The organism is Proteus penneri, from assembly GCF_022369495.1.
In the GTDB taxonomy this organism is placed as follows: domain Bacteria; phylum Pseudomonadota; class Gammaproteobacteria; order Enterobacterales; family Enterobacteriaceae; genus Proteus; species Proteus penneri.
This window is the reverse complement of the sequence record NZ_CP059690.1, coordinates 3,305,847-3,331,286: the sequence shown is the minus strand read 5'-3', so window position 1 is coordinate 3,331,286 and position 25,440 is coordinate 3,305,847. Positions and strand designations below refer to the sequence as shown.

Below are 25,440 nucleotides of genomic sequence, written 5' to 3'. Positions count from 1 at the left end.
TTATTATCAATATTATATAAATAATAATATATATGCGGTGTAAATCATCATAAAAATAAATAAGAATTAAGATAAAGGCTCTCTAAATAATAATAGAGAGCCTTTTTAGGTTTATTTTAGTCCTAAATCACTTTGTAGACTAATGACTTGATTTTGTAAGTTTTCTAATTCAAGCTGTTTTTCCATCACTGATTTTGATGGGTTGTTTTGTGCTGCTTTCATTTGCTTATCAATTTCATTGATCTGCTTTTGAATATCATTTTGCCCTTTGGTTTTTTGGCGAATTTGATTTAACAGATTATTCATTGATTGACTTAATGCACGTTGACTAGCTTGTTTACTTTTTAGATCTGCATTGGTCTGTTGTTTTTCTTTCTCAATGGCAGCAAGAACGGCTTTAAACTCGGTGTTTAATGCTTGTTCGTTACCTAAAATCGCTTTTTTTTGTTCAATACGATTGTCATAAGTCCCTGAATAATTACAGTTAAATTTAGTAATTATACTGACATCACCCGTTGTCGGATCACAATCCGCGGGATTGGTGACACATCCACTTAAAAGTAAGCTCATGCCAACAAGGGAAAGAGGTAAAAATTTCATTATCATCCTTTTTAACGTTAACTAAGTCTTATTGCTGTGCGTTGAGTATAAAGACTATCAAGCTCTTCTTGTAAAGAGGCAACTTGTTGCTTCATCCCATCGATTTGTTTATCAAGCTGTGCGGTTTTTAAGCCATCTTGACGACTTTGAGCAGCGATATCACGCCATTCACCTTCACGTTTTTTCATATCAGCTAAGCGCGAACGAAGTGCTGCAATGTTGGCATCAATACCTTTGAGTTGTTTCTCTGCGGCGTCTTTATTTAAACGTTGTTGTTTCATCTCTTGCTGAATTTTAGCGATGGCTTTTTTATCATCAGCAATAACGGCTTTCGCCGTGTTAGAAGCATTTTGTAAGCGCTGATTTTCATTTTGAATATCAGCAATCATGGAATTGAGCATCTCTTCTTTTGTCGCGTAATTTTGGCGTTTATTGTCTAAATAGGCATTGGCACCAATACCAACACCACAACCCGCGACAGCAGCAATGAGCATACATGCGCCTTTATTGCTGGAATTTGAAACTAAGCAGCCTAATGCACCAATCGCGGCACCCCCCGCACAGGCTGTAATACCTGATTTGCTGAAAAACTCCATATCACTGTTGTTTTTCAAACGAGGATCAGTACCGTTATTACTTTGGCACCCTGATAAGGCAAGTAAAGCACTAATGCTAAGTACCGCCATAAGTTGTTTATTCATACCACACCTATCCCAAAGTCTCTGTTATTGTTTTTTACACGCTTCAAGCCATTCATTCCGTGAAACTTTACCGTTAGCCCAATATCCTTGAAGTCCTTGCATATACGTTGAAAGGTACGTATTTAAATTTGATTTACCTCTGGCCTCCATCAATTGGCGTACAACGTCAATTTGCGGTTTTACTAAAGAGGCGTCGTATGTTGTTGCCATATCCACTAACGTGTCAGCGTAATAGCTCACAACAAAGTCGAGGGTTTTCTTATGTTCGTTGACTTGTTCTTGACGTCGTTCACAAGTGGCATCTTTAGTGCCAGCAGGGCAGTTTTTTTCATGTAATGCGATTAATCGGTCGTAGAACTCGCCATCATCTTTTAATTTGGTACATAAAAAAGCACCTAATTGTAGTGAAGTACGGATAGCTTGATCACGTTGCTCATCACGCAGTTGTGCATTGGCTCGTAATGTATTTTTCAATTCAGCTAACTGTTTTTTCAATGCTTCATCTTGCACTTGAGTTGACAGTGTATTCAGGCTATTAATGGAATTATCGCTATTGGATTTCGATTTATTATTTGCTGGCTTCTCATTACCTAATTGCTGCCACTCTTTTTCTATCTCTTTGATTTTGTCGCGTGATGTTAATGCTGGGGCAACAATGGCTAAACGAAAGCCAGTGTATTTGTTTTTATTTGCACCAGTGTCAGTGTAATAAGGCTCTTCTTGACGCCATGAACTGCGTATATCACTCTCCGGCGTGAGATAACTACCGCCACGTACAATAAATCCACCTGCTTGCCCATGTAAGCGGTCGAGTTTATTTAATCTAAAAGGCTCAAACATCATTTCAGCGACATTACCCAACATATCATGTAAGCCTAATGGATTGGGTGATAATAAACCGGTGAGTTGTAATGAGCCATTAGCAGATTGGCTGCCTGCTGACCAAATATAATTTTTGGTACCTTCTGGCATTGGAAAACGCACATCACGAAACTCGGAGGCTGAGACTTTTAGGCCACCACGCGCTGCGAACTCCCATTCTGTTTCTGTCGGTAATCGTGCAAAACCTTTTGCGCCATCTTCAACGGGTAATGCCTCGGGATGTTTGCTTCTTAACCATTGGTTATATTGGTCTGCAAATTGCATCGCTTCGTACCAACTAATATTCACTTTTGGTAAACGTAATTTATTTGAAGCGACAGGGCACTCTTTATTGTTAATCACGCTCTGCATGGCGTTATATTGCAGATCGGTAACGGGGTATTTTGCCATAAGGTAGTAACGGCCTTTTTCTTTGCCTTTTAGTGGGAAACTACCCGCGATATGTTCAGCTCGTGATTGTTCTAAATACCCCCATTCATCCCCTTCTTGCCCTAAAGTCACGCTGTAGTCTTGTAAAGGCTGACTGAGAGGGATAGTCACTTGGCGAAATACCATTGAACCTTCACAAGGGAAAGGCAAGATCACATCATCAGGCAACGCTTTTGGGTTAACGAATTTATCGTCCCATTTGGCAGATACGGTAAAACTGCTAGATAACAGCGCAAATGATAAAGTTAAAAGCGATAAATTAAATTTCACGTAAGCTCTCCGCAGGTTCAATCGAAACGGCACGTAATGCGCCAATACTTGCCACTACTAAGGCCACAAGTAAGGCACTACACATGGCGATCAATAAATCCCAAAACGTTAACTGACAAACAAAGGCTTGTTCAGGTAAATGGGTGCCTAATAATGTGGTAAATAAGGTGCTACCAATGCCATAAAGCCCAAGGGCTAAAATAAAGGCAACGCTCGTTAATAGCAGCGCTTGCAATACAATATATAAAGAAACAGCAAATTGACGAAAACCTAATAGGCGAAGGACTGCCATGTCTTTGCGTTTACGATCAATATTGGCAAGAAAGGCGCCAATTAATGAGGCAATACAACCTAATAGTGAGACCCAAGCAATAACAGAGAAAATAACGTTAAGGACATAACTGATCGCTTTTACAGACTCTATTTGGCTTTTTTGTGTTATTACATCAATGTGTTGTTGCCTAAACCAATCATCTAATGGTGCGATGGCATCTAAATTTGTGGCGTAAAGGCGAGCTTTAGCAAACTGGGTTCTTGGTTTTGACTCAACTCCTTGTGTAATACCAAAAAGAGGCGCCTGATAACCATCTCGGTAATCTTCCATTGCGACTAAAATATCAAGAGAAACAAAGGCCGCCGCTCTTGAAAATTTGCTATCACTGATAATGGCGCCGACAGTAAAGGTGCGTTTGGCCCGTTCATTAACGCCATTAAGCTTACGGCTGATAAATAAGCGCACTCTATCGCCTACATTTGCCTGTAGCTTTTGTGCTGCATTGGCAGAAAGCACTAAAGTGTCTGCATTTTGGGGAATAGCTACACCTTCTAATAAAGGATCGTTGTCTGCCGTCGGGATAACTTCAGCGTTATCAATAAAATGCTGTCCATCAATTACAATATCGGCTTGTGTGTTTAAGCTACGTGTTAATGGGATAACAAAACGGACTTCTTCTTTTTGCGCAATTTCATCAAACCAGCTTTGTGGATAATTACCATTGCCCAACATCCGTATTTCAAGGTTACGAGGATCATTTAGCAGTTGATTATGAAGCTGCGTTACAATGCCATTCTTTAATCCAAACAGCAGTAGCAGTGGCGCAATCACTGAGACCAAAGAAAACACAATACATAATGCGACTTTGCGATCGTAAATTAAGTCGCGCCAAGCGAGTGAGCTGAGTAACCCAAGGCGATTAGGATTGGCACTATTGTTTGATAAAGACACTACCGCCTCCTTCGAGTTGTGCGTGATAGTGGCTAAATCCAAAACGCTCGACTAAAGACCAATCGTGGCTAACAACCAGCGCAGAAATTTCCAGTTGCTTTACCATCTCTACAATGAGTGCATACAGCGCTTGTGCATTATGGGGATCAAGGGCTGCTGTAGGTTCATCAGCAAGTAATAAAGCAGGCTCATGAGCGATTGCGCGAATAAACGCTGCGCGTTGGCGCTCACCAATAGAGAGTTGGCGAGGAAGACGAGTTAACAATGGGCGTAATTGCAGATGGTCAATGGCGTGATCAAGCCAAGCGGAGTGTGGCGGTAATTCCAGCATTTTGCGAGGTAATTGAATATTTTGCATGACGGTTAAAAAGGGAAGCAATCCGCCACTTTGGAGCATAAAACCCAATTTTTCGGCACGCAATGATGCGAGTTGTGCCTGCTCATTACTCAACACCGCTTGTGTGATAATGACATCATCACCGAGTTGGAAATGGGTTAATTTATCAGGACGTAAGATTAACCCGATCATTTCTAGTAAGGTGCTTTTACCACAACCACTTAATCCTGTTAGCGCGCCAATTTCCCCTTTTTTAAGGGTCAATGAAGGAAGCGCAACACGAAAACCGTGTTGCGCATCACCACGCGTAATTGCCATGTCTTCAATCTGGATCATTAAGGCAGGTTTTCCAGTGGGACAGGATAAACGTGATCGCGCGGATCGCTTTGTGGTGCGAGGGATATCCAACGATCAACATCTTCGTTATAGCGTTGATAATATTGCAACTTGGTATTGAGTCGGCGGATAAACTTCTCTTGCTCAAGGCCATCCCAGCTTTTCCATGTCTCTTCATCTAAGCCTAAAACTTCACTTAAATAAGGGAGATTTTCGATATATTCACCGAGTAAGCCCATTTCACCTAATTTGGTTGCCGAACCCTGTTTGATTTGATTAGGATCGTTACCCATTGTGGCAGCAATCGAGCGTAAATCTGCAAACATATTGTCAGGTGAGATCAAACCTTCATTAGCCGCATTAACGATTTTTTTCATCACGTCACTCAAATCGCTAAGCTCACTTTTGGTCAGTAACACTTGTACTTCTGTGGTTGGGATATTTTGCTGTAATAAGTCACGATCACTTATCCATGCTTTAAAGACCGGAGGCGCTTTTGTACCTTGTTTTTCACCTAAATACGCTAAACGCATGGCATAGCCTAAATCGTGTGCATCACTAAGTAAGGTGTCAGTCTCTTTATCTTTGCCATAAGTAGGATCAGCATTTAATGCACTTCCCACAGTAGCTTCACCACGATAAGCGGTTTGAATTTGCGTGGTGACAGCAGTTGCTAAACTGTCTACCATACGACCAAAACTATTTACATCTCCTGAGTTGATAGGGTAGTAAAGCGATTTGTGTAAGAACGGATTCAGCGTTAATGCTTCATATTGCGTTTGTGCTGAAGCATGATTTTTTGCACCTGACGGGGTTTTTAAATGCAGGGTATAAAGTGCAACACCACGATAAGCGGCTTCTTGGCGAATTTGTTCAGCATCGAGTTTAGTGGATGACAGAGGATCATCGCCCGTTAATGCGCCCGCGTCGGTGATTAAAATAACGTAACGCGCACCAAAACGAGTCCAATCAACATCATCAAGGGCTTGCATAACACCAGCATATGCATCTTCATCAAAACGACTACTTGAGACTTTTGCTTGACGCAATTCTTTTACTTTATTCAGGAAATCAGGGCCATCTTTTACGTCATTGGGGTTTACAAACATTTTGCTATCGTATTCCAATGCGGGAACGGCTTTGATATTAGAGCGAAACGCCACTAAACCAAATTTTACCTTATCCAACATATTGTCTTTTTCGATTTGAGTATAAACTTTCTGAATCGCTTCTTTGGTTCTATCAATGTAAGGGTCCATTGATATTGTTGAGTCGATAACAAACACGACAGCCGCAGAAAAACCTTGCATCATATTGTCAGCATCTTTGCTATCTGGCGTTGCTGGTTTTGTATTGTTTGCGGTTGCATTTGTATTCTGTGCGTCTTTGCTGTCTTTGGTTTGTGAAGAGACCGATGCCACATTAAGCACTCGCACTTTATAGCCCGCGTCAGTAAAGACTTCATCTGAGCCTAGTACAGGTAACAGATAAAAATTACTTTTCTGATCAATCATATAATCGGGCTCTTTAGCTAAAATAGCCGGATTGACTTTTTGATTTTTGATATCAGCTAAAAAAGGTTGATACTGTTTTTCGGGAGTAGGGCTTTCAAGTAAGCCTTCAACCGTTTGCTTATCTTTGAAAAACAGCATTGGGTTACGACCCGCAGGGTTAGTAAATGCGAGTGTTAACTGCATTTTCCATTCAGATGTGCAGCTTGCATTCATCCAACCGCTAATATGTCCCAAGCTATCAGGGCCGACTTGTAACCACTCATTGGTGCCTTGTTTTTGACGTTGATAAACATAAAAACGGCTAAATGCGGGTTGTTCTTTACCTGCTGCACCAATTGTGTCTGCCACTTGGCAACCTGGGTAGGTTAATACACGCTGATAGAGCGTCTTTTTCCCCTCTTGTAATAGCGGTTTTTTCTCTTCAGCACTGGCAGGTGCTGTTAGAATTAAACCACTGAGAATAAGTGTCAGCCAATGCGCCTTTTTCATGTGACTTTCCTATTTTTTCAAAGCTTCAAGACGCGCTTTTGCGTCACTGTTTTGTGGATCATGATTTAAAACTGCTTCGTACCAATAAATAGCGGTCTCTTTGTCTGCACTAAAGCAACCTTGTGCTGATGCGGTTTCTGGATCGTATTCACGAGCATAATTTAGTGCGATTTCAACATCACCTGATTGCGCTTTATATGCATATAAACGCTGAGCAACATCACATTGATTGTTCTGTTTTGCGAGTGAGATCGTTGCGAGGATAGTTTTGCTATCTGGTTGGCTCTGTATGCAACTTTGTACAAAAGCGAGCGCCGTACCTGATTTCATATTTTCAACACTACACACACTTGGTGTTGATGGCTCTGATATCGGTTGTGGTGCTGGTTCACCTGCTGGATTGCCTCTTAGTAAGAAGAACCACGTTAAGATACCCGCTAAAATTAAGATCAGGATAATTGCTAAAATTAAACCAATTTTAGATTTTTTCGGTGCAGGTGGTGTCGGCCGTTGTGGCGGTTCATCTACTTTAATTTCAGGAATAATCGGCTCAGGCTCTTTGATTGCTTCAGGCTCCGGCTCTGGCGGTGTTTCGACAATCGGAGCCGGTGGAACGGCTTGAGTATCTAATGTTGCCGTTGATTTTAATGCTTCACTTTGACCTTGTGCTTGAGAAGCTAATACACCATCACGAATACGTAATCGACCGATATCTTGTGTTTCATTATCGTCTTTTAACGTAAATTGATACGCCATTTGTAAGTTGCTAACGAGGGGATCAACTAACGTTTTATCAAGAACGATTTGATAACCGTCATCAGCATCTTCAAGAGACAGCTGGTGGAAAAAGGCATTACCTACCCACTCCCCTTTATCATTTAAGAAATAGCGATCTTGGTTGCGCTGAATGCTTAAATAAACAGGGGAAGCGTCACCTTCCCAATTACGAATACTTAATACCGCAAAGCCAGGACGAGCAGGTTGTACGGGTTTTAATTCTGGATTAAACACGAATTATGACTCCACGACGGATGATTTCATGGTTTGAATGATTTGGCCTAACTGTGCGTTTTGTTCAGCACTGATTTCTCTTCCTGCTGAATGACCTGCATTCTCAGTAATAACCGCCGATAAAGCGATAAGCCAATCAATCACAAATAAAAGGGTATAGTTAACTGGGTTGGTAGGTAAGCGGACTAAGCGCTCATCATCACCCCATTGCACGCTAGTGTTATCGGGTCTTTCAAAGATTTTATGGCCTACATTGATTTTGCTATCTGGCTTCTCAACACCGTTATCTTTGAAATTAAACCAAGTAATAAAATCACCCAATACATTATAAACACGAGATGATTGCTGTTCGGCTAAGTCATCACGGCGGGCAATGGCTTCAGTTCCTGCCAGAGTTTTCAACATGCGTTGTTCAACACCAAGACGATTAATCGCGGTAATAAGTTCATCAACTAACAGCACCATAATTTCTTGGTCGATACCGAGATAGGTTAACAATGTATTGTTATCAGGTAGACTACGCAGATGGTTTATCCATAATGCCATCACTTTTTTAGGGTAGGTAACCTCATTGCCGTGGCCTTTAGGGGCTTCATCTTCTTCTGGCACCAAAGAGATTGGCGCATCGCTAAAGAGATCAAAAGTCGGTTGTTCCATAGCAGCAAAGGCAGAAACTGGGGCTTGTGTTGCTTTTTTGTTGTCTGAAAGGGTATCGACAACCTCTTTTTCCTGCATATACAGGTCGTAGAGAGATTTACGAGACGGCAACAGGTAATCTAGTAAAGCACCTTGTAAATAAGGGCGACTTTGCATAAAACGCAAAATAGTCGCGGCATTACGACGTTTTACTTGTAATTCCTCTTCACCACCTGATTGATACCATTTCTCAAGATGATGACCGATTAAATCACGTTGAATTTCTTGCAGTTGCTCACTGATACGTTCAAGTTTTAGTGATTTTAAGGCAACGGTTTCAAGATAATCGGCAAGGCGTTGCATACCCCCATCGTTAAGCGACAACATGGCATCCCATGCTTGGTCAGGCTCACGAATATAACGTTGGACAGTTTCGTCTTCAGCAAAGGTTTTTTTCATCAGATGTAATTGTGAAACACTGTCTTCATTTAGAACCGTTTCTTTACCATTACTGATTTGAATAAACGGAGTGGGTACGCCCGGTTTTCGCACTAAGAAGGTGTTATTAAACGCTTCACCATTGATCCAATCCGATGACATCCATTCGTATTGACCAAAGCGCTCTAACATAGCCATTTTTATCATGCCCCCTTTACCCCATGATTGGCGTAATAACGCTTCATTCATGGTTAAAGAGTTGGTAATACGCATATCAAACATGGTCATCGCCCAAATCAAGCCAGAAGGGCGTTTAGCACGAGTTTGTGCATCTTTACCTTGCGTGTTATTGATCCATTCTGTGAGGACAGCTCCCACTTCTTTTACATCGGATTGTTTGTTTGATGCGGTACATACCACCAGCACATTCATCTCTTGGTTATCGGTATAGCGCTCAAACAGATAGGCGACTTTACCCCGAAGAATAAGCTGAGCGAGTGGATTTGCGCTATCATCATTAACCTGACGGCGCACATCCGCCATGGTTTCAACCCCTAAACGCCCGCGATAACCCGGAAAATCCAGTAGCTCAACCTGTTCAAACAGCGTTTTACTTGGTGCATCTAATAACGGGACGACTAATTCAACCGTGAGTGCAGTTAACTCTGCTAACGAAAGGGTTACAGGGGTATCAATACGATCACCATGAACAGGACAAATGCTGATCTGGCTATCATTAGCAGTATTGAGACGCTCTAACATATCTACGTTCATAATACTGTCGTTTTGTACTAACACACCGTCTTGTTCTTTGACTAAAGAAGAAAGCGGAGCCAAAACTAAAGGTGCATTACCTAAAGAGGCAAGTGTGGTACTAAAACGCTGATAAGCAGATGTCAGTTCTGCAATGTCGCCCCATAACACTGAAAATAACTTAGCACGTTGGGCTATGCTGAGATAAGGCGCTAATTCAATCGCTTTAGGCCAATAGGTTGTCGCTAATTTCTTCTGACTTTTTTCCGCGTGGCGTTGCAGGTAATCCCATAATGAAACAACATCATCATGAGTAATACCAGCAACAGGTGTCGCACTGCGTTGTGTACTTAATGACTTGATTAAACGAGAGATTTTTTCCTCATCTAATTCAAAATCAATTTTTTCCTGATTAAAGTCATACAGGTAAGCATTAGCGAGAATTTTAACGATCTCAATTTCGCTAAAAAGATGTAGCTCGACAGGAAACGCTTGCGTACCTTTTGTGGCGTTGCGACTAAAGCGAGTCACTAAGCCTGTGGCTTCTTTGCCGCCACCTGGTGGGTTGATATGGTCGATAAAATCAAGTGTTTTACCTGACATGCTGGTTCTTAAACGACCTTCTTGTCCTGCGGCAAGGGCTGAGATCAGATACGATTTTCCTGCCTGAGACAGACCAAAAAAGCCCACTGACATTGGGCGTTGGGTCGCTAAGCTGAGATTTTTTGCCATATTACGGCTACGGCGCAGGCGATAGATAAGGCTATCGGCTTCGGTATTTAAACGAGGTGCATTACCTCTTACAGCACTTACCCAATCAATGGCTTTGCCTGCACCTTGATAAATGGCATCCCATTTGGCTGTTAACTGTTTTTCATCCATCATATTCATTTACCTAATACACTCCCGCTATCCAGCCAATAGGATGTTTCACCAATACCACTATCTGCTAACGTATTGAGTTTGAAGCTTAAACCGTTTTTATTAACGCCACCTTTGCCATTAATAAGCTCCATTTCTTCAATCCGTAATTTTTCAGATTTATTGTCATTATTATGGCTAGAGGCTCCGCGCTCTTCGCCTAGCTTAATATGCAATACGCTGTCTTCTTGGCTTAACTGTTGTGCCAACTTCGGATTTTTAATGCGTAAGGTATAAAGTGGCGAGGCAGGCCAACGGGCGTTATCTAATTGACGAAAACCTAAACGTATTCCGCCTCTGACTTCAAAATAGGTATCAGGATCAGGTTCAAATTTATCCTGAATATCTCGGTAATAAACGTCATTATCGGAAATCGTGTTGTTATTATCTAACATCCCTAAATAACGGACTGTTGAGTAAGTTTTAAAATTACCTGTCGAGAAGTAAAAGTTGAGTAAACGTGCATTCTCAGCCATTAAACACAACATCGCACCAACCGCAGCGGTTGATTTTGGATCGTCAATGCGGCCTTTTTTATTGAACGGATACCAACCCCCCGTTTTGTAACCATGTAATGGCAATATACGAGAAGGTGGTACAGGCTGTAATACTTTTAACAGTGCTTGAATACCCGGTAAGCGAGAAGGGCGACCTGTGAGTAGTAAAACATCACAGGAGTAGTAATAAAGTACCTCACACAATGCTTTTAAACTACGGGTGATGTTAATACGTTCACCTGAAATAAATTCAGCGTGTAGTTGTGTAAAGTTAATTTGTACTGGCACATTCAAGATAGAGAAGCTATCTCCGCCACCTAACTCTTTATTGGCGGCATCGTCAATATAACGTCGCACATGCTCTGTTGGTTGGACATCTAGCAATTCGCCAAAGGTGCTGTTAATACCTTCATGAGGCACTAATGGATCGAAGTTTTCGTATTGGCTTAAAATACGTAATCCAATTGGATTGAAGATTTGTAAGGTAAGCTGTTGACGCAATACTTGCTGACCCGCATCTAAACCTTCACTACCAAAAAGAGAAGACATCAGAGCATCGGCATCAGAAATACCCGCATCTGTTAATGCTGTGCGTAATGCAGGCAAAACACAGATCTGGATGATATCTAATAAAATATCATCACCCGCGATTTTGAATCCTTCGCGGAATAGTTGTGTTGGAATAATTTTGACGTTGCTACCGGTACCCGTATCCAGTTTATAGCGCGTGATAACGAGATCGGTTGTTCCGCCACCAATATCAATTGAGGCAATCTTTAACGTGCTATCACCGGTTAATGCGCGGTTATCTTCCCGCACTTGGCTGGCAAAAAAGGCTTCAGTACGCTCGCCAAATTTAATTTGTGTTTCGTTGTAGAGGTAAACTAATTGACCACAAGTGGCCTCATCCCATTTCACATGGATGTTTGGCATTGGTATACGACATTGTTCATCTTTACCATCAAAACGCAGTTTTTCATCAGTTGGGTCCCAATTCATCGCTTTCCAAATGAGGCCTAATGCATTTTCCATGCACGTTTCAAAAATCGCGCGCTCTGGTTTTGGCATCGCAGGTGGGATCGTTAAAATGATATTACGCAATTGACGAGGCGCACTTGCGTGACTCATTTTAAGGCGTTGAGCTGGGCTGTTCATTTGCGTTAATGCCTGTGCTAACACCTCGGTTAACATCATGGTCATTAATGAACTACGTGTGTAGTTTGGCGTAAAGACAGGCATACGCTCATCAGGCTCTAAACGGAATAACGGTTCACCATGATCGTTTAGAAGGTATGTCATAGGTACAGCGGTTGCCAGTGGCTCTCTGTCTGTTTGGCCAAAAGAGCGACTAAAGCGCCAACCTGGAGAATAGGGTGAGTCATCCCATAAATAACGTTTAGGGCTTGAAATACCTGTTGAGCCTTCGGTTCCTAAGCGTTGTGCTGCCATGCGGTTAGCTTCAGGGCCAACGCGACCAATAGTTGGCCACATAAAGGCATTATTTCGACCGCTATTAACTGAAAAATCTTGTTTACCGAATTCCGCTTGCGCAAATTCAACACGGCTTTCAAATGGCTCGTTGTAGATTTGATAGGGGTGGCTTAAATCACGCAATGTCATTTCATAAAGTTGAGTTAACCCTTTATTATCATTGATATGATCTTCAATTAAGATCCCACATGTACGTGAGTTACCCACATCAAGGATAAGGTCAACTTCAATGGCAGGCTCTTGCGGTTTGGATTCATTAATTTTGATCTCAGGTAAGTGGAGTTTCTCACCTAATATATTGAGCAAATTGAGATAATGTGCCTGATGTTGAAACTCTTTCAGCGCCTCATCCAGTTCATCATGGTACATTTTGGTTACAGTCAGCGCTCTTTCACTAAAGACTTCCTTTAACCAACCATCAATCCAAGGTGTTTCAAGGAAATTTTCCACCTCATAACCTAGATAGGCGAGAGCAAAAGCAACACCAGAACGAACATCTTCTTCGTTTGGTGCGAGATAAGCCGTATTAGTGCGATTGGGTTCAATGCGAGTATCAAAAGCCACTACAATGCGATGTGTATGCCCATCTTCATCTGGCTCTGGCAGTTGGTGAAACATCATTCTCACCCAGTTATCAGGGCCTTGAGAGAATGAGCGTGGCGGATTAAAGCGAAAAAACGGCACTGGCAACCAAGTGTCATTGAGTAAATTTAATGACTCTTCAAGAGAGAAGCTAAATTCTGCTTCTCTCGGTGTTTGTGGTTGATTTTTCGGCGCTGGATAAAGATAGTTATCGTCTCGCTCATTATAGATGAGTCGCATTAACGGGCCGTTTTCGCCTTTTTTAACAAACTCACCATATTCTTTGCGCTGTGGTAGCGTAAAACCAAAATCCAGAAACTGAATATTGCTGTCACGGATAAGGGTGATTTTATCTTTATAATCGGTCAGTGGCGCTAACATGAATTAATTATTCTCCCGCTTCATTGATAATGGGAATGGCTGACTGTTCTCATATTTCCCTTGGCAATCAGCAATATTTTGGCTTCCAGGTTGGCAAATAATATTTGGCATCAAATAGTTTGAGCCATCACTACACAGAGCCTGACCTTGGTTATTTATATTCAGCCCACCGTGATTGACGGCTGCGTTAACAGGGGCTTTGCAGGTCACGCCATCACTGCGTGTCATGACGACTTGCCCTTTACCATTATCTAATTGATAGTTCAAGCTCAGTGGTTTACCTGTTTTTTGATCTTGAATACCGGCACCTGCTTTCCATTGGCCATTAAGGAATTGGGTTGAGCCATTAGCTAACGCATTTGCAGGAATAGTCAGTGGTGTTGTGTTATCAGCCGTGGCTGGTGGTGTGACATCGGGTGGTGCATTAGGATCAACCGGAGGGTTGGCGGTATTGTTCTCATTCCCTGCATTTTGAGGAGTATCTGTTTTCGGTTGCTCATTTTGTGTTGTGGGATCAACAGGAGGCACATTCGATTGTTGCGCATCGTTGGGCGCGGCTCCTTCAGGTAAAGCACCTTGGTTATTATCTATTTGAGGATCAACCACAGGTAACCCCGTATTAGGATCAACTACTGCACTGTTCCCATCAGTGCTATTAATCACATTTCCATTTGCATCTACGGTGCCTAATGTACCTGTGTGAACGGTACCTGTTGGTATACCAACGGTATGACCATTAGTCACCACAGTGGGAACGTTTGGCTTTTCAAGCGTAGGATCGGGTAGTTGAGGCGCTTCAATATTGGGTGTTTTAATATCGACCGTAGGTAACGTTGGCGCTGAGAAACAGCCTCTTAAGAAGAAAATAGCGAGTAGAAGTAATAATAAAGGTAACAGCCACCATAAGAAACGCCACCAAGGGCGCTTAGTCTCAGTGATAATGACTTTTTCTTGCGCTGGTGGGATCGTTGTTGATGTTGGTGCGATTGTCGCAACAACGGGTTTTAAGCAAGCAACAGGATCAATTCTTAGTTGTTGATTGGCGCTGACAAATCCCCAAAAGGTAATAATCGGTTGGCCATCAACAATAAAAATATGGTTTTCGTCAGGAAATTGGATGGTTTTACTGAGGAGTGCGCCAAAAAGCTGACTTTCTTTATTTCCAGCCTTTTGCCTCTCTTGTTCACTAAAAGCGATTAAATCATCTTGATTTTTTTTCAGCACAGCATAAGCAGCTGTACGCTCTTCTTCGGAAGCTGCAGACCAAGGAATAACCGAGCCATCAATCGGTGAATACCAGTCAATGCGCTCGCCAGTTTCATTCGGCTGAGGAATGGCAAGGCATTGAGAAATATGTGCCTTTCCTTTCAAACGCAGAGTTTCACGTAGCTGCAGTGCAGAGATATAAACAGCCTGTCCATTTTCTCCCATCGGGAGGTAACTTTCTAATTTACCACTTCGTAAGAATGCTTTATTCACGACGATCATTCCGCTAGGCAAGATTATCTATGGGTAAGTTGGCTTATCCGTAAATAGGCTTTAAGGCTAAAAATAAAGATATAAAATTGATATACATTTTATATTATCAGAAATTAGGTGTCTATCTAGCGGATTATTTAGGGTTAATTAACTGATTATTATTAAACACTTTTTTATTTTTCTTGCGTGAAAGCGGGAATATTGAGATAGCGATTATGATAATTAAATCGTGGCAATATAGGTTGCGCTATATTTTTTGAAATATATAGATTAAATCACTGGAATGTTGGGTTTTACATTAAAAAATAAGGAAATAGAAGAAAAAAAGAAAAAATATAAAAGAATAAACTATTAATAATCATCTAGTCACTGTGATAATAATCACAAAATAGGTTTATTCTGAATAATGAGAGAGCAAGAAAAGAAAAAAACATAATTAAAGAATGGTCTGCAATCGATAAGATATAGAGATTGCTAACTTCAATATAATAATAAAATACACGCGATACGTGAAAAAGTTCACCCTCAATGTGAAACCAAAGAGGGTGAATTAAATATTAGAAATAGTAATTAATCATTATTTACAGTTCTTCGGAATATAATCTTCAATCGCTTTGCGAGTCATTAAACTGACTTCATTCGCATTACGTGCAGTGAAGACTTTACCGCCCGTTGCATTCGCCACACAGTTACCTGCACCCGTTCCTAAGATATCGACAACATTAATAACTGCGCGAGGATGAGCACGTTTTAATGTTCTGGCTGCTGAACATGGATCTTGATCGCAAGACTCTAAACCGTCAGATAACAACACAATAATGGTGTCACGATTATTGCCTTTAATTAGATTACTCGCACGTTTAATCGACTCGGCTAATGGTGTGCCACTATCTGGCTCAATACGCTTAATGTAGTTAAGCAATTTTGACCGCTCATTACCCCCATAAGCAGGGCTTGATTTCACAACACCACAGTCAGATGCCACAACGGTAGTGATTTTCATATCTGACGGAATGTTATTAATGATTTTTATTGCGGCGTTTCTTGCTGTCGTGATCCGTCGGGGTTCGGCATCATAACCTGGGAAAAGTTGTCCAGTTGAAGCAATATAATCTAAATCACTTTCTGTTAAATTCATGCTCAGTGCCATCGAGCCAGAAGCATCAAAAATAAGAATGACCTGTGGTGCTAATTCTGGTGGACGTTCGGCTGGACACATTTGCTTAATTTTATTTGCCAAGCGATTTTCACAAGTTGCATTTGCCGTTTTCTCTGTCACACCGGTTTTTTTCAATTCATCTTGTACACAAGCTTCTAGTGGTGTGAGTTTTTTCACTGGCATAGGCTTGGGCACAGGTGCAGGTGTTGGGGCTGGTTCTGGCTCTGGTTCAGGAATAGGCTCCGGTACAGGTTCAGGAGTGGGTTCAGGGGTCGGCTCTGGCTCAGGGGCAGGCTCTGGTTTTGGCGGTATAACAACAGCCGGTTTTTCTTCCACAACAGGAGGAACGGTCTTGGGATCAAAACACCCTTTTAGCCAAGAAGCCAATAAAATTAAAAACAGCAAGAATAAGAAGAGTAATAGCCAACGTAACCAGCGATTGCGTGTTTTGGCTGGCACATCAGCGAGTGCAGCACCCGCCGCCGCGGCACTTGCACCCGCAGTAACTTGAGCAATAGGTGGTGGTAATGGGGTTGTGCGAGGCCACCATGTAATAACAGGTTGCCCATTAATTACATAGACACTTTCGCTATCAGGCAGCGTTGATGCGGTATCTAAAAGGTGGCGCTCTTCATCCGTAATTCTATTTTGTGAAGCCAATAACGCTGTTTGCGTTTTAATATCGTTAAGGCGTTCATCTAAAATGCGTCTTATTTCTTGTTGTTCTTGGTCTTGTAACGAGGTTAAAGCGACAGGGTTGCCAGAAACAGGAGAATACCATTCAATCACGTCATCCGATTTTTTCTCTGGAGTAGCAAATAGAGAATGATACTTAGTCGGAAAATGTTGGGTCAGCAATTGAAGTAATTGCTGTTGATGCGTGAAGGCAAAATCGGCGCGGGTAATATCAGCCGTTAATCGTGAGATTCGATTCATATTTTAGAGAGCCTTATGTGACGGCTTTATTCGTTTAAAGAAAGAAATTTAAGATAACAATATTATTGACTATAACGGTTTTATAAAAAAGGTGAAATTAAAGCGCCCACTTTTTTAATACAAGACAAATTTTATTTTTATTTCTAAATTCGCTCAATTTATTTCTCTATTTTAACAGGAGAAATAATCCATTTGCTTATTTATCTTCACCCCTATTAGGATGCGTATTTATGTTAAAGAGGAAGATCGCAAATTGGCTGATCTTCCTGATTAAGTACTGGTGAATATTGATATAGCACATAGAGCATCTTGGGGTTACAAGGTATGTTACCCACACTAAAAAATAGCCAAATCATTCGCTTTTAGGGGAATTTATTCCTCTTTTTATGTGGATATAACAGCAGGTTTCTGATGACAAATAAAATAAATAATAACCAATTACTTAATGATGTAACTCGCTACTGGAATATCAGAGCTGAAAGTTATAGTGAGTCTAATCAACAGGAATTGCTGAGCGAGAAACAACAGAAATGGCGTCATCTGTTATTGGGGCATATCAAAGAAGGCGAAACCTTAAAGGTGCTTGATATTGGGACAGGCCCTGGTTTTTTTGCCATTTTATTAGCGTTATCGGGTCATGATGTCACGGCAATTGATGCAACTGAGGGCATGTTGCAGGAAGCTAAACAAAATGCACAAACACATCAGGTAAATATTCAATTTATTCGAGGCGATGTACATCAACTGCCTTTTGCCAATGAGCAGTTTGATCTTGTTGTCAGCCGTAATGTCACTTGGAATTTAAAAGCGCCGCAAAAAGCGTATTCGGAGTGGTTTCGTGTATTAAAACCGGGAGGCAGTTTAATTAATTTTGATGCTAATTGGTATTTACATCTCTTTGATGAGAATTATTGGCAAGGTTTTGTAGCAGATAGAGAGCGTTCAATTGAAAAGCAAGTTGAAGATCATTACGTCAATACAGATACCAAAGAGATGGAACGAATTGCCCGCCAACTTCCATTGAGTCAAATAAAGCGTCCTCAATGGGATATTAATACTTTGTTAGAAGTCGGTTTTAGTCGATATATGATAGATACTCGCATTGGTGATTTTGTATGGAACGAAGAAGAAAAAATTAATTATGGTTCAACACCGATGTTTATGATCCACGCTCAAAAACAAAGAATAAATGATTAAAGGAGAATAACGTGAAGCCCTTATTTTCAGTGTTCTCAACACTATTATTAACATTTACATGTGCTTTTCCTGCGTTAGCAGATAAAAGTAATAATATGTTGGATTATGCTAGCACAAAAGATATTCGTGATATTAACCCGCATCTCTACTCAGGTGAGATGGCGGCTCAAAATATGGTATTTGAATCCCTTGTATTAAATACCGAAAAAGGTGTTGCACCTTATTTAGCGGAACGTTGGGATATTTCCCCAGACGGCAAAAGTTATACCTTTTATTTACGTCATGATGTGACCTTCAGTGATGGCGAACCGTTTAATGCCAACGCGGTAAAATTAAACATTGAAGCTGTGCTAGACAACTATGAACGACATGCATGGTTAGAATTAGTGCGTCAGATTGATAACGTTGAAATTGTCGATGAATTTACCGTTAAATTAAATTTAAAACATCCTTACTACCCAACATTAACTGAATTAGGTTTAACTCGCCCATTCCGCTTTATTTCGCCAAATTCATTTATTAATGGCAAAACAAAAACAGGTGTTGCGAACTATATTGGTACGGGGCCTTGGGTATTAACTGAACATAAAAAAGACCAATATGCAGAGTTTAAAGTTAACCCAAATTATTGGGGAGAAAAACCTGTATTAAATGGGGTAATGTGGCGAGTGATCCCCGATAGACAAACCATGTTACTTTCTCTACAAAAAGGGGATATTCAGCTTATTTTTGGTGCAGATGGCGACATGTTAGATATGGATTCATTTGAAGCTCTTATGGCATCAGATAAATTCAATACTGAAATGAGTGCACCGATCGCGTCTCGCGCGATTGTGCTCAATAGTAGTCGTGCAATAACATCCAGCCAAAAAGTTCGTCAAGCATTACAATATGCCGTCGATAAAGAGGGGATAGCACAAGGTATTTTAGCGGGCAGTGAAAAAGTCGCTGATACTTTAATGGCGCGTAGCGTGCCTTACTGTGATTTTACTTCTCCAACTTATGTTTATCGACCGACAAAAGCGATTGAGCTATTAGAAGCCGAAGGCTGGGTATTACCAAAAGGTCAGGCTATCCGTGAGAAACAAGGTCAGAAATTACAGCTGTTGCTCTCTTATAATGTGAACAATGCGGTTGAGAAAGAGATAGCTGAACTTATTCAAGATGATTTTAAAAAGATTGGTGTCGGTTTAACGATTTTAGGTGAAGAGAAACAAGCCTATTTAGATAGACAAAAAAATGGTGATTTCGATTTACAATATTCACTCTCATGGGGAACACCTTACGATCCGGCTTCTTTTGTTTCATCATTTAGAATACCGGCTCATGCGGATTATCAAGGGCAAAAAGGGTTGGCTAATAAAGCCGAATTAGATGCCATGATTGGTGAGCTATTAATTACACCTGATGAAACACGACGTCAGGAACTCTATAAAACCTTATTTACTTCATTAGCAGAGCAAGCGGTCTATATCCCATTAACCTATTCACGTACTAAGGCTATCCATCGCAGTGAATTAGAAAATGTTGGCTTTAATCCGTCTCAATATGAAATACCGTTTGAAAAGATGCGTTTTAAGCCTTAATTAATACATCAATGAGATTAACCCAAATAAGTGTGGCACGTAATATCAACATGCCACACTGATTAAATCTTATGCTACGTTATATATTCTGGAGAGTGCTGGCGATCTTCCCACTGGCACTGATGATTTCATTTATTGCTTTTATTCTGTTGGAATTAGCCCCGTCTGATCCTGCGGAGGTTGCGCTACGTGTCAATGAAATCGTACCCACACCCGAAGCCATTGAAGGCATGCGTCATGAGCTAGGTTTAGATAAGCCTTTTTTTACGCGTTATTTTTTATGGTTAATGGCGGGGTTCCAGCTCGATTTTGGTACGTCTTTTCTTACCAGAACCCCTGTTATTCAAGAGATGTTAAGGGCATTACCTCCAACACTTTGGCTAGCCTCGACGGCGCTATTCTTTACGATTATTTTGGCACTGCCTTTAGCATTGTGGTGTGTGGCTAAACCTCAAAGTTTTATAGATAAATGTATTCGTTTCATTGTGTTTGTTTTAACGGCTATACCTAATTATTGGTTAGGATTGCTATTAATCTGGGGAGTCGCCGTTTATTTAGATTGGCTCCCTGTCAGTGGAATGTTATCACCACAATCTGTTATTTTGCCTGCTCTGGCGCTTTCTTTAGGGTATATCGGTACTTATTTACGCTTGTTAAGAGGTGCGATGTTAAACCAATGGCATCAGCCTTACGTCTTTTATGCCAAAGCACGAGGATTACCGGATAACCTGATTTTACGTCGCCATATTTTACGAAATTCGCTGTATTCCAGTTTAACGGCACTGGGTATGAGTATTCCGAAGCTTATTGCAGGTACAGTGGTCATTGAAAATATTTTTGCATGGCCGGGAATTGGGCGACTATGTATCAGCGCCATATTTGGTCGTGATTATCCGATGATACAAGCTTATATTTTATTGATGTCACTGCTCTTTCTGTTTTTTAATTTTCTGATGGACGTCATTCAAATGATGGCAGATCCACGGTTAAGGAGAGAATAATGTGGCGGATTTTTTGGCAACGGCTCGCAAAAGATAAAAGTGCACAACTGTGTTTATTGGTGATTATGATTGTGGTTATTGCAGGAATATTCGCCCCTTGGTTAGCACCGCATGATCCCACATTAACTTCAATACGTTTGAAATTTAAGCCCATGAGTGTTGATTATCCGTTAGGTACGGATAATTTAGGGCGCTGTATCTTTTCAAGGTTATTGTTTGGTGTAAGAACGACAGTATTTTATGCCTTATTTGCCATGAGTGTGACATTAATCATTGGTTGGTTAATGGGGATGTTAGCCGGATTTTTCCATGGAAAGACAGATACCTTGATTATGCGATTATGTGATGTAGTTTTGTCATTTCCTGCAGAAATTATGATCTTAGCGTTAGTGGGAATAATGGGGCCGGGCATTGGTAATATCTTAATTGCCGTTGTTTTAGTGAAATGGGCATGGTATGCCAGAATGATCAGGGGGGTTGTTCGCCAATATTCACATCGTAACTATATTGCTTACGCCCGCGTGATTGGTGCGCCTTCTCACCATATTTTACGACGCCACTTATTACCTGTGACGTTTGCTGAAACTATCGTCTTAGCATCAACCGATATTGGCAGTGTTATTTTAATGATCTCGGCGCTCTCTTTTTTAGGGTTAGGCGTACAACCACCGATCCCAGAATGGGGAAATATGCTCAGTGAAGCAAAAAATGTCATGGTATTACATCCAGAACAGATGTTGCCTGCGGGGATTGCTATCACTCTTGTTGTCACTGCCTTTAATTTTTGGGGTGATTTTTTACGTGATGTGTTTGATCCTGATAATCGCCAGTCAGTAGGAGAAAAGCATGAACAACTTACTGACGCTTGAGCATGTTTCTATTACTCATCAAGAAAGCGGAAAAAAGCTGATTGATGATGTCTCTTTCTCGATAAAGCAAGGGCGTACATTCGCAATTATCGGAGAAAGTGGAAGTGGCAAAAGCTTGATGAGTAAAGCCATTATGGGATTACTGCCTGAACAATTAGTAGTATCAGGGGAGATCCTCTTTGAAGGAAAGAAAATCAGTGATGAGGCATTTTCTCAACGTCGAGCTTTATTGGGAACATCTTTAGGTTTGATTGTTCAAAATGGCATGAGTGCGTTTGATCCTTTGATGAAAATAGGTAAGCAAATCAGCCAAACTTTAATCTACCATTTTTCCTATACTAAAAAGCAAGCGCTGGAAGAAACTCAGTTGGCATTATCTCATGTTTTTCCTCATCAATTTCAATCTATTATGCAGGCATTCCCTCATCAATTAAGTGGCGGACAACTACAACGTGTGATGATTGCAATTGCGCTCGCGTTGTCACCTAAACTATTAATTGCTGATGAACCGACAACGGCGCTTGATGCACCCCTTCGTCGAGAGATTTTAAAGCTACTCCAGCATGTCGTCACCACTCATCATTCAACGCTGATTTTTATTTCCCATGACTTAGGACTCGTTAATGAAATTGCTGATGATATTGTCGTGATGCAAGAGGGAAAAATGGTTGAATGTGGTGATAAAGCAACCGTTTTAACATCTCCAACACAGGAATATACGCGTTATTTAATTAATGCACGCCGACAGCTTTCATTACGTTTTGAGCAATTGATTAATAAAAAAACAGATTAATATCATCATAATAAAAGAGATGCTATGTTATTAAACGTTGAGAATATCAGTAAGTTTTATACTCAAAGAAATAACACTTTATTCGGTGAAAAAGTGAAGGTTATTGATGCGCTTTCTTTTAATATAAATACCCAAGAAACTTTTGGTTTAGTAGGGGAAAGTGGTAGTGGTAAAAGTACCTTAGCTCGTTTAATTTGTGGATTAGAATTACCTGATAGTGGTGTTATCTCTTTAAATAATAAGCCCGTTACAAAACGACTTCATCGCCAAGGTATAATCAGTATCGTTTTTCAAGATTATCTGACTTCTGTTAATCCGACATTAACGGTAGGCGAAATTATTGCTGAGCCGATTAAAATCATTAATCCAAGTATTCGCCATCAAGCACTCAGAACACTTATTTTTGCTTTTTTAGATAAAGTAGAATTACCTAAAAGTTGCTATACCCGTTATATATTTGAACTGTCTGGTGGTCAGGCTCAGCGGGTATGTTTATGTCGTGCATTAGCGTCTTATCCAAAACTTATTGTATTAGATGAAGCGCTTAGCTCTTTAGATATTCCCACTCAAGTTCAAATATTAGATTTATTAAAACAGTTAAAAGAAGAATTTTCACTCTCTTATCTTTTTATTAGTCATGATATTCAAACGGTGGCTTATTTCTGCGATAAAGTGATGTTCTTTTTACAAGGTAAGAAAATTGAATTATGTGAGGTAAATAATCTAGGTAATGTTACACATGATTATTCTAAAAAACTTATTCAATCTGTTATCTAATTAATAAACAGCAATACTGTTAAGTATTTTTTGATGTGATTCTTTTTCTGCTAATGTCGCTGAAAAAGTAGTAGAGAGAGACTGACAGCAATATTTTTTAACATGATCAAACACTCCAAAAATGAATATATAAATTTAAATTAACTTATTAAAAATAAAGTAATAGAGCGTTATAGCAATAGGAATATTATTGTTTTCCCTGATTTCATTATTTTTTGAATAATATCTTTCATTATTAGTGAGATATCTTTTAATAGAAGAGAGGGTATTGTTGAGGCGTTAATATTATTTTAAGTGTTTTTACTTACATTATTAATTAAATGTTCGTTAGTTTCATAGCGAACATAATCGATTCAGTACGTCATCTAAATAATGCATAAAGCCAAATAAATAAATTACCTATAAAATCATATAGTTAAATTATCTATGTAGATCTGCATCACAAACTACTCTTATTGTGATTGTTTTTTCGTCATGCTCGAATTAACTTGCTAACTCGAAGTAGCAAAAATTAGCATAGCGTTAGCAAATGATGAGGGTTCGCATGGAACAACAATATTTTATTGGCGTTGATGTTGGCTCAGCCAGTGTCCGTGCAGCGGTATTTGATAGCAATGGAAAGCGTTTGGGCTTTTCTGTCCGCCCTATTGCTCAATTCCGTCCAAAAACGGATTTCGTTGAGCAATCGTCTACCGATATTTGGCAGCAGGTTTGCACTACCGTAAAAGAGGCGGTGGCGTTATCTGCTATTGATCCTATCCATGTGAAATCTATTGGTTTTGATGCCACTTGTTCTTTAGTTGCAGTGGGTAAGGACGGTAAAGGGCTTTCTGTTTCACCAAGCGGTAACACTGAACAAGATATCATCATGTGGATGGATCACCGAGCTGTACAAGAAACGGTCACCATCAATCTGACCAATGATCCTTCACTGCGATATGTCGGTGGTGAAGTGAGTATTGAAATGGAATTGCCAAAAATTCTGTGGTTGAAAAACCATTACCCAGAACGTTATCAAAATGTATGGCGATTCTTTGATTTAGCAGACTTTTTAGTTTGGAAAGCAACATCAGGAGATGTAGCAAGTACCTGCACATTAACCTGTAAATGGAACTATTTAGCACATCAGGGACAATTCAGTGAGAGTTTGTTAGCCGATGTAGGTTTGGATGAATTATTAGAAAAAGTACCACAAACCATTCTGGCATTGGGTGAACAAGCAGGTTGTTTAGATGAGTCGGTTGCCAATGCGTTTGGCTTGCACACAGGTGTCATTGTTGCTTCAGGCATTATTGACGCACATGCGGGTGGCTTGGCATTAACGGCATCACAACCTGAAGGGAGTTTGGCAATTATCAGTGGTACATCTAACTGCCATATGATTGTGAGCCAATATCCCATTATGGTGCCCGGTGTTTGGGGACCTTACTTTGGCGCGATGTTACCCGAATTATGGCTAAACGAAGGTGGTCAAAGTGCCGCTGGTGCGTTAGTTGAATGGTCTATCCGCCGTCATGAGTCATGGGCTGAATTAGAGCAAGAAGCGAATGAAAAAGGCGTTAACTACTATGCCTTATTAAACGAAGCTGTCGCTGAATTGGAAGAGAATGAACAATATCCAACGACACAGTTTCATGTTTTAGCTGATCATCATGGCAATCGTTCTCCGCGCGCCAATCCTGCTGCAAAAGGTATGGTAAGCGGATTAACACTGGAAAGTGGTCGTGTTGCATTGGCTCGTTATTATCTTGCAACACTGCAATCTATTGCTTATGGCACACGCCATATTATCGACACACTTGAAGATGCTGGACATCAAATCAATCGCATCGTGATGTGCGGTGGAGCAACGAAAAATCCATTGTGGCTACGCGAATACGCCAATGCGACAGGTCGTGAAATTCATTTAGCACAAGAAGAAGATGCGGTGAATTTAGGGGCTGCGTTACTCGGTGCTGTCGCGTGTAAAGCCTTTGATGATTTCTCAAAAGCTGCCAGCGCAATGGTACGAGAAGGCAGCATTATCACACCAGATAGCGACACGTTTGCTTTCCATCAAGCTAAATATCAAGTTTATTTGCAGATGTATCAAGATCAGCAGCGTTATAACGAAATGATGTCAGATTGTTGACCTCTAATTTTTCCGATTA

Annotated in this window: 18 protein-coding genes; 7 read left to right on the top strand and 11 right to left on the bottom strand. The window is 40.6% G+C overall.

What is annotated here, in order from left to right; all coding sequences use genetic code 11:
- Positions 1-111: 111 nt before the first annotated feature.
- From H1225_RS14960 to H1225_RS14910, 11 genes are all read right to left on the bottom strand, one after another.
- Entirely contained in the window at positions 112-600 is a 489-nt protein-coding gene (locus H1225_RS14960; RefSeq protein ID WP_229096460.1) for a coiled-coil domain-containing protein, read from the bottom strand.
- Between the two features lie 17 nt (positions 601-617).
- Positions 618-1,301, bottom strand: coding sequence for a hypothetical protein (locus H1225_RS14955; protein ID WP_006534503.1), 684 nt, complete (start codon positions 1,299-1,301; stop codon positions 618-620).
- A 24-nt stretch (positions 1,302-1,325) separates the two neighbouring features.
- Positions 1,326-2,882, bottom strand: a complete 1,557-nt coding sequence (locus H1225_RS14950; RefSeq protein WP_161706151.1) for an SUMF1/EgtB/PvdO family nonheme iron enzyme — start codon at positions 2,880-2,882, stop codon at positions 1,326-1,328.
- Entirely contained in the window at positions 2,872-4,107 is a 1,236-nt protein-coding gene (locus H1225_RS14945) for an ABC transporter permease (RefSeq protein ID WP_239739213.1), read from the bottom strand. The genes H1225_RS14950 and H1225_RS14945 overlap by 11 nt, the downstream gene beginning before the upstream one ends.
- Positions 4,088-4,780, bottom strand: a complete 693-nt coding sequence (locus H1225_RS14940) for an ABC transporter ATP-binding protein (RefSeq protein ID WP_161723978.1) — start codon at positions 4,778-4,780, stop codon at positions 4,088-4,090. The genes H1225_RS14945 and H1225_RS14940 overlap by 20 nt, the downstream gene beginning before the upstream one ends.
- The gene (locus H1225_RS14935) at positions 4,780-6,783 is read right to left on the bottom strand and encodes a vWA domain-containing protein (RefSeq protein WP_109848018.1); all 2,004 of its coding nucleotides are present in this window, start codon (positions 6,781-6,783) and stop codon (positions 4,780-4,782) included. The genes H1225_RS14940 and H1225_RS14935 overlap by 1 nt, the downstream gene beginning before the upstream one ends.
- A 9-nt stretch (positions 6,784-6,792) precedes the next feature.
- Entirely contained in the window at positions 6,793-7,794 is a 1,002-nt protein-coding gene (locus H1225_RS14930; protein ID WP_161706152.1) for a hypothetical protein, read from the bottom strand.
- A 3-nt stretch (positions 7,795-7,797) separates the two neighbouring features.
- Complete coding sequence (locus H1225_RS14925; protein WP_237585296.1) at positions 7,798-10,506, bottom strand: putative virulence factor; 2,709 nt, start codon at positions 10,504-10,506, stop codon at positions 7,798-7,800.
- A gap of 2 nt (positions 10,507-10,508) precedes the next feature.
- A complete protein-coding gene (locus tag H1225_RS14920) occupies positions 10,509-13,493 on the bottom strand; it encodes a virulence factor SrfB (protein WP_072064938.1) in 2,985 nt (994 codons plus the stop codon).
- Positions 13,494-13,496: 3 nt separating this feature from the next.
- Complete coding sequence (locus H1225_RS14915) at positions 13,497-14,972, bottom strand: SrfA family protein (protein WP_161670855.1); 1,476 nt, start codon at positions 14,970-14,972, stop codon at positions 13,497-13,499.
- A gap of 577 nt (positions 14,973-15,549) precedes the next feature.
- Positions 15,550-17,067: a vWA domain-containing protein gene (locus tag H1225_RS14910; protein WP_239739212.1), complete on the bottom strand. Its 1,518-nt coding sequence runs from the start codon at positions 17,065-17,067 to the stop codon at positions 15,550-15,552.
- Positions 17,068-17,478: 411 nt separating this feature from the next.
- Between H1225_RS14910 and H1225_RS14905 the strand changes: the two genes are divergently transcribed.
- The 7 genes from H1225_RS14905 to H1225_RS14875 all read left to right on the top strand — a co-directional run bounded on the left by H1225_RS14905 (position 17,479) and on the right by H1225_RS14875 (position 25,421).
- Entirely contained in the window at positions 17,479-18,264 is a 786-nt protein-coding gene (locus H1225_RS14905; protein WP_072064934.1) for a class I SAM-dependent methyltransferase, read from the top strand.
- Between the two features lie 11 nt (positions 18,265-18,275).
- The gene (nikA, locus tag H1225_RS14900) at positions 18,276-19,850 is read left to right on the top strand and encodes a nickel ABC transporter substrate-binding protein (RefSeq protein WP_109848017.1); all 1,575 of its coding nucleotides are present in this window, start codon (positions 18,276-18,278) and stop codon (positions 19,848-19,850) included.
- A 71-nt stretch (positions 19,851-19,921) separates the two neighbouring features.
- Positions 19,922-20,851 carry a nickel/cobalt ABC transporter permease gene (gene opp1B, locus H1225_RS14895; protein ID WP_109848016.1) on the top strand — a complete coding sequence of 310 codons (930 nt, stop codon included), beginning with the start codon at positions 19,922-19,924 and terminating at the stop codon, positions 20,849-20,851.
- On the top strand, positions 20,851-21,720 hold the full coding sequence (gene opp1C / locus H1225_RS14890) for a nickel/cobalt ABC transporter permease (RefSeq protein ID WP_109848015.1): 870 nt from the start codon (positions 20,851-20,853) through the stop codon (positions 21,718-21,720). The genes opp1B and opp1C overlap by 1 nt, the downstream gene beginning before the upstream one ends.
- Positions 21,698-22,513: an ABC transporter ATP-binding protein gene (locus H1225_RS14885; RefSeq protein WP_109399137.1), complete on the top strand. Its 816-nt coding sequence runs from the start codon at positions 21,698-21,700 to the stop codon at positions 22,511-22,513. Before opp1C ends, H1225_RS14885 begins: the two co-directional genes overlap by 23 nt.
- 24 nt (positions 22,514-22,537) lie before the next feature.
- Entirely contained in the window at positions 22,538-23,290 is a 753-nt protein-coding gene (locus tag H1225_RS14880) for an ABC transporter ATP-binding protein (protein ID WP_115065683.1), read from the top strand.
- 544 nt (positions 23,291-23,834) lie between these two features.
- Entirely contained in the window at positions 23,835-25,421 is a 1,587-nt protein-coding gene (locus tag H1225_RS14875; protein WP_109848014.1) for an FGGY-family carbohydrate kinase, read from the top strand.
- Positions 25,422-25,440 lie beyond the last annotated feature (19 nt).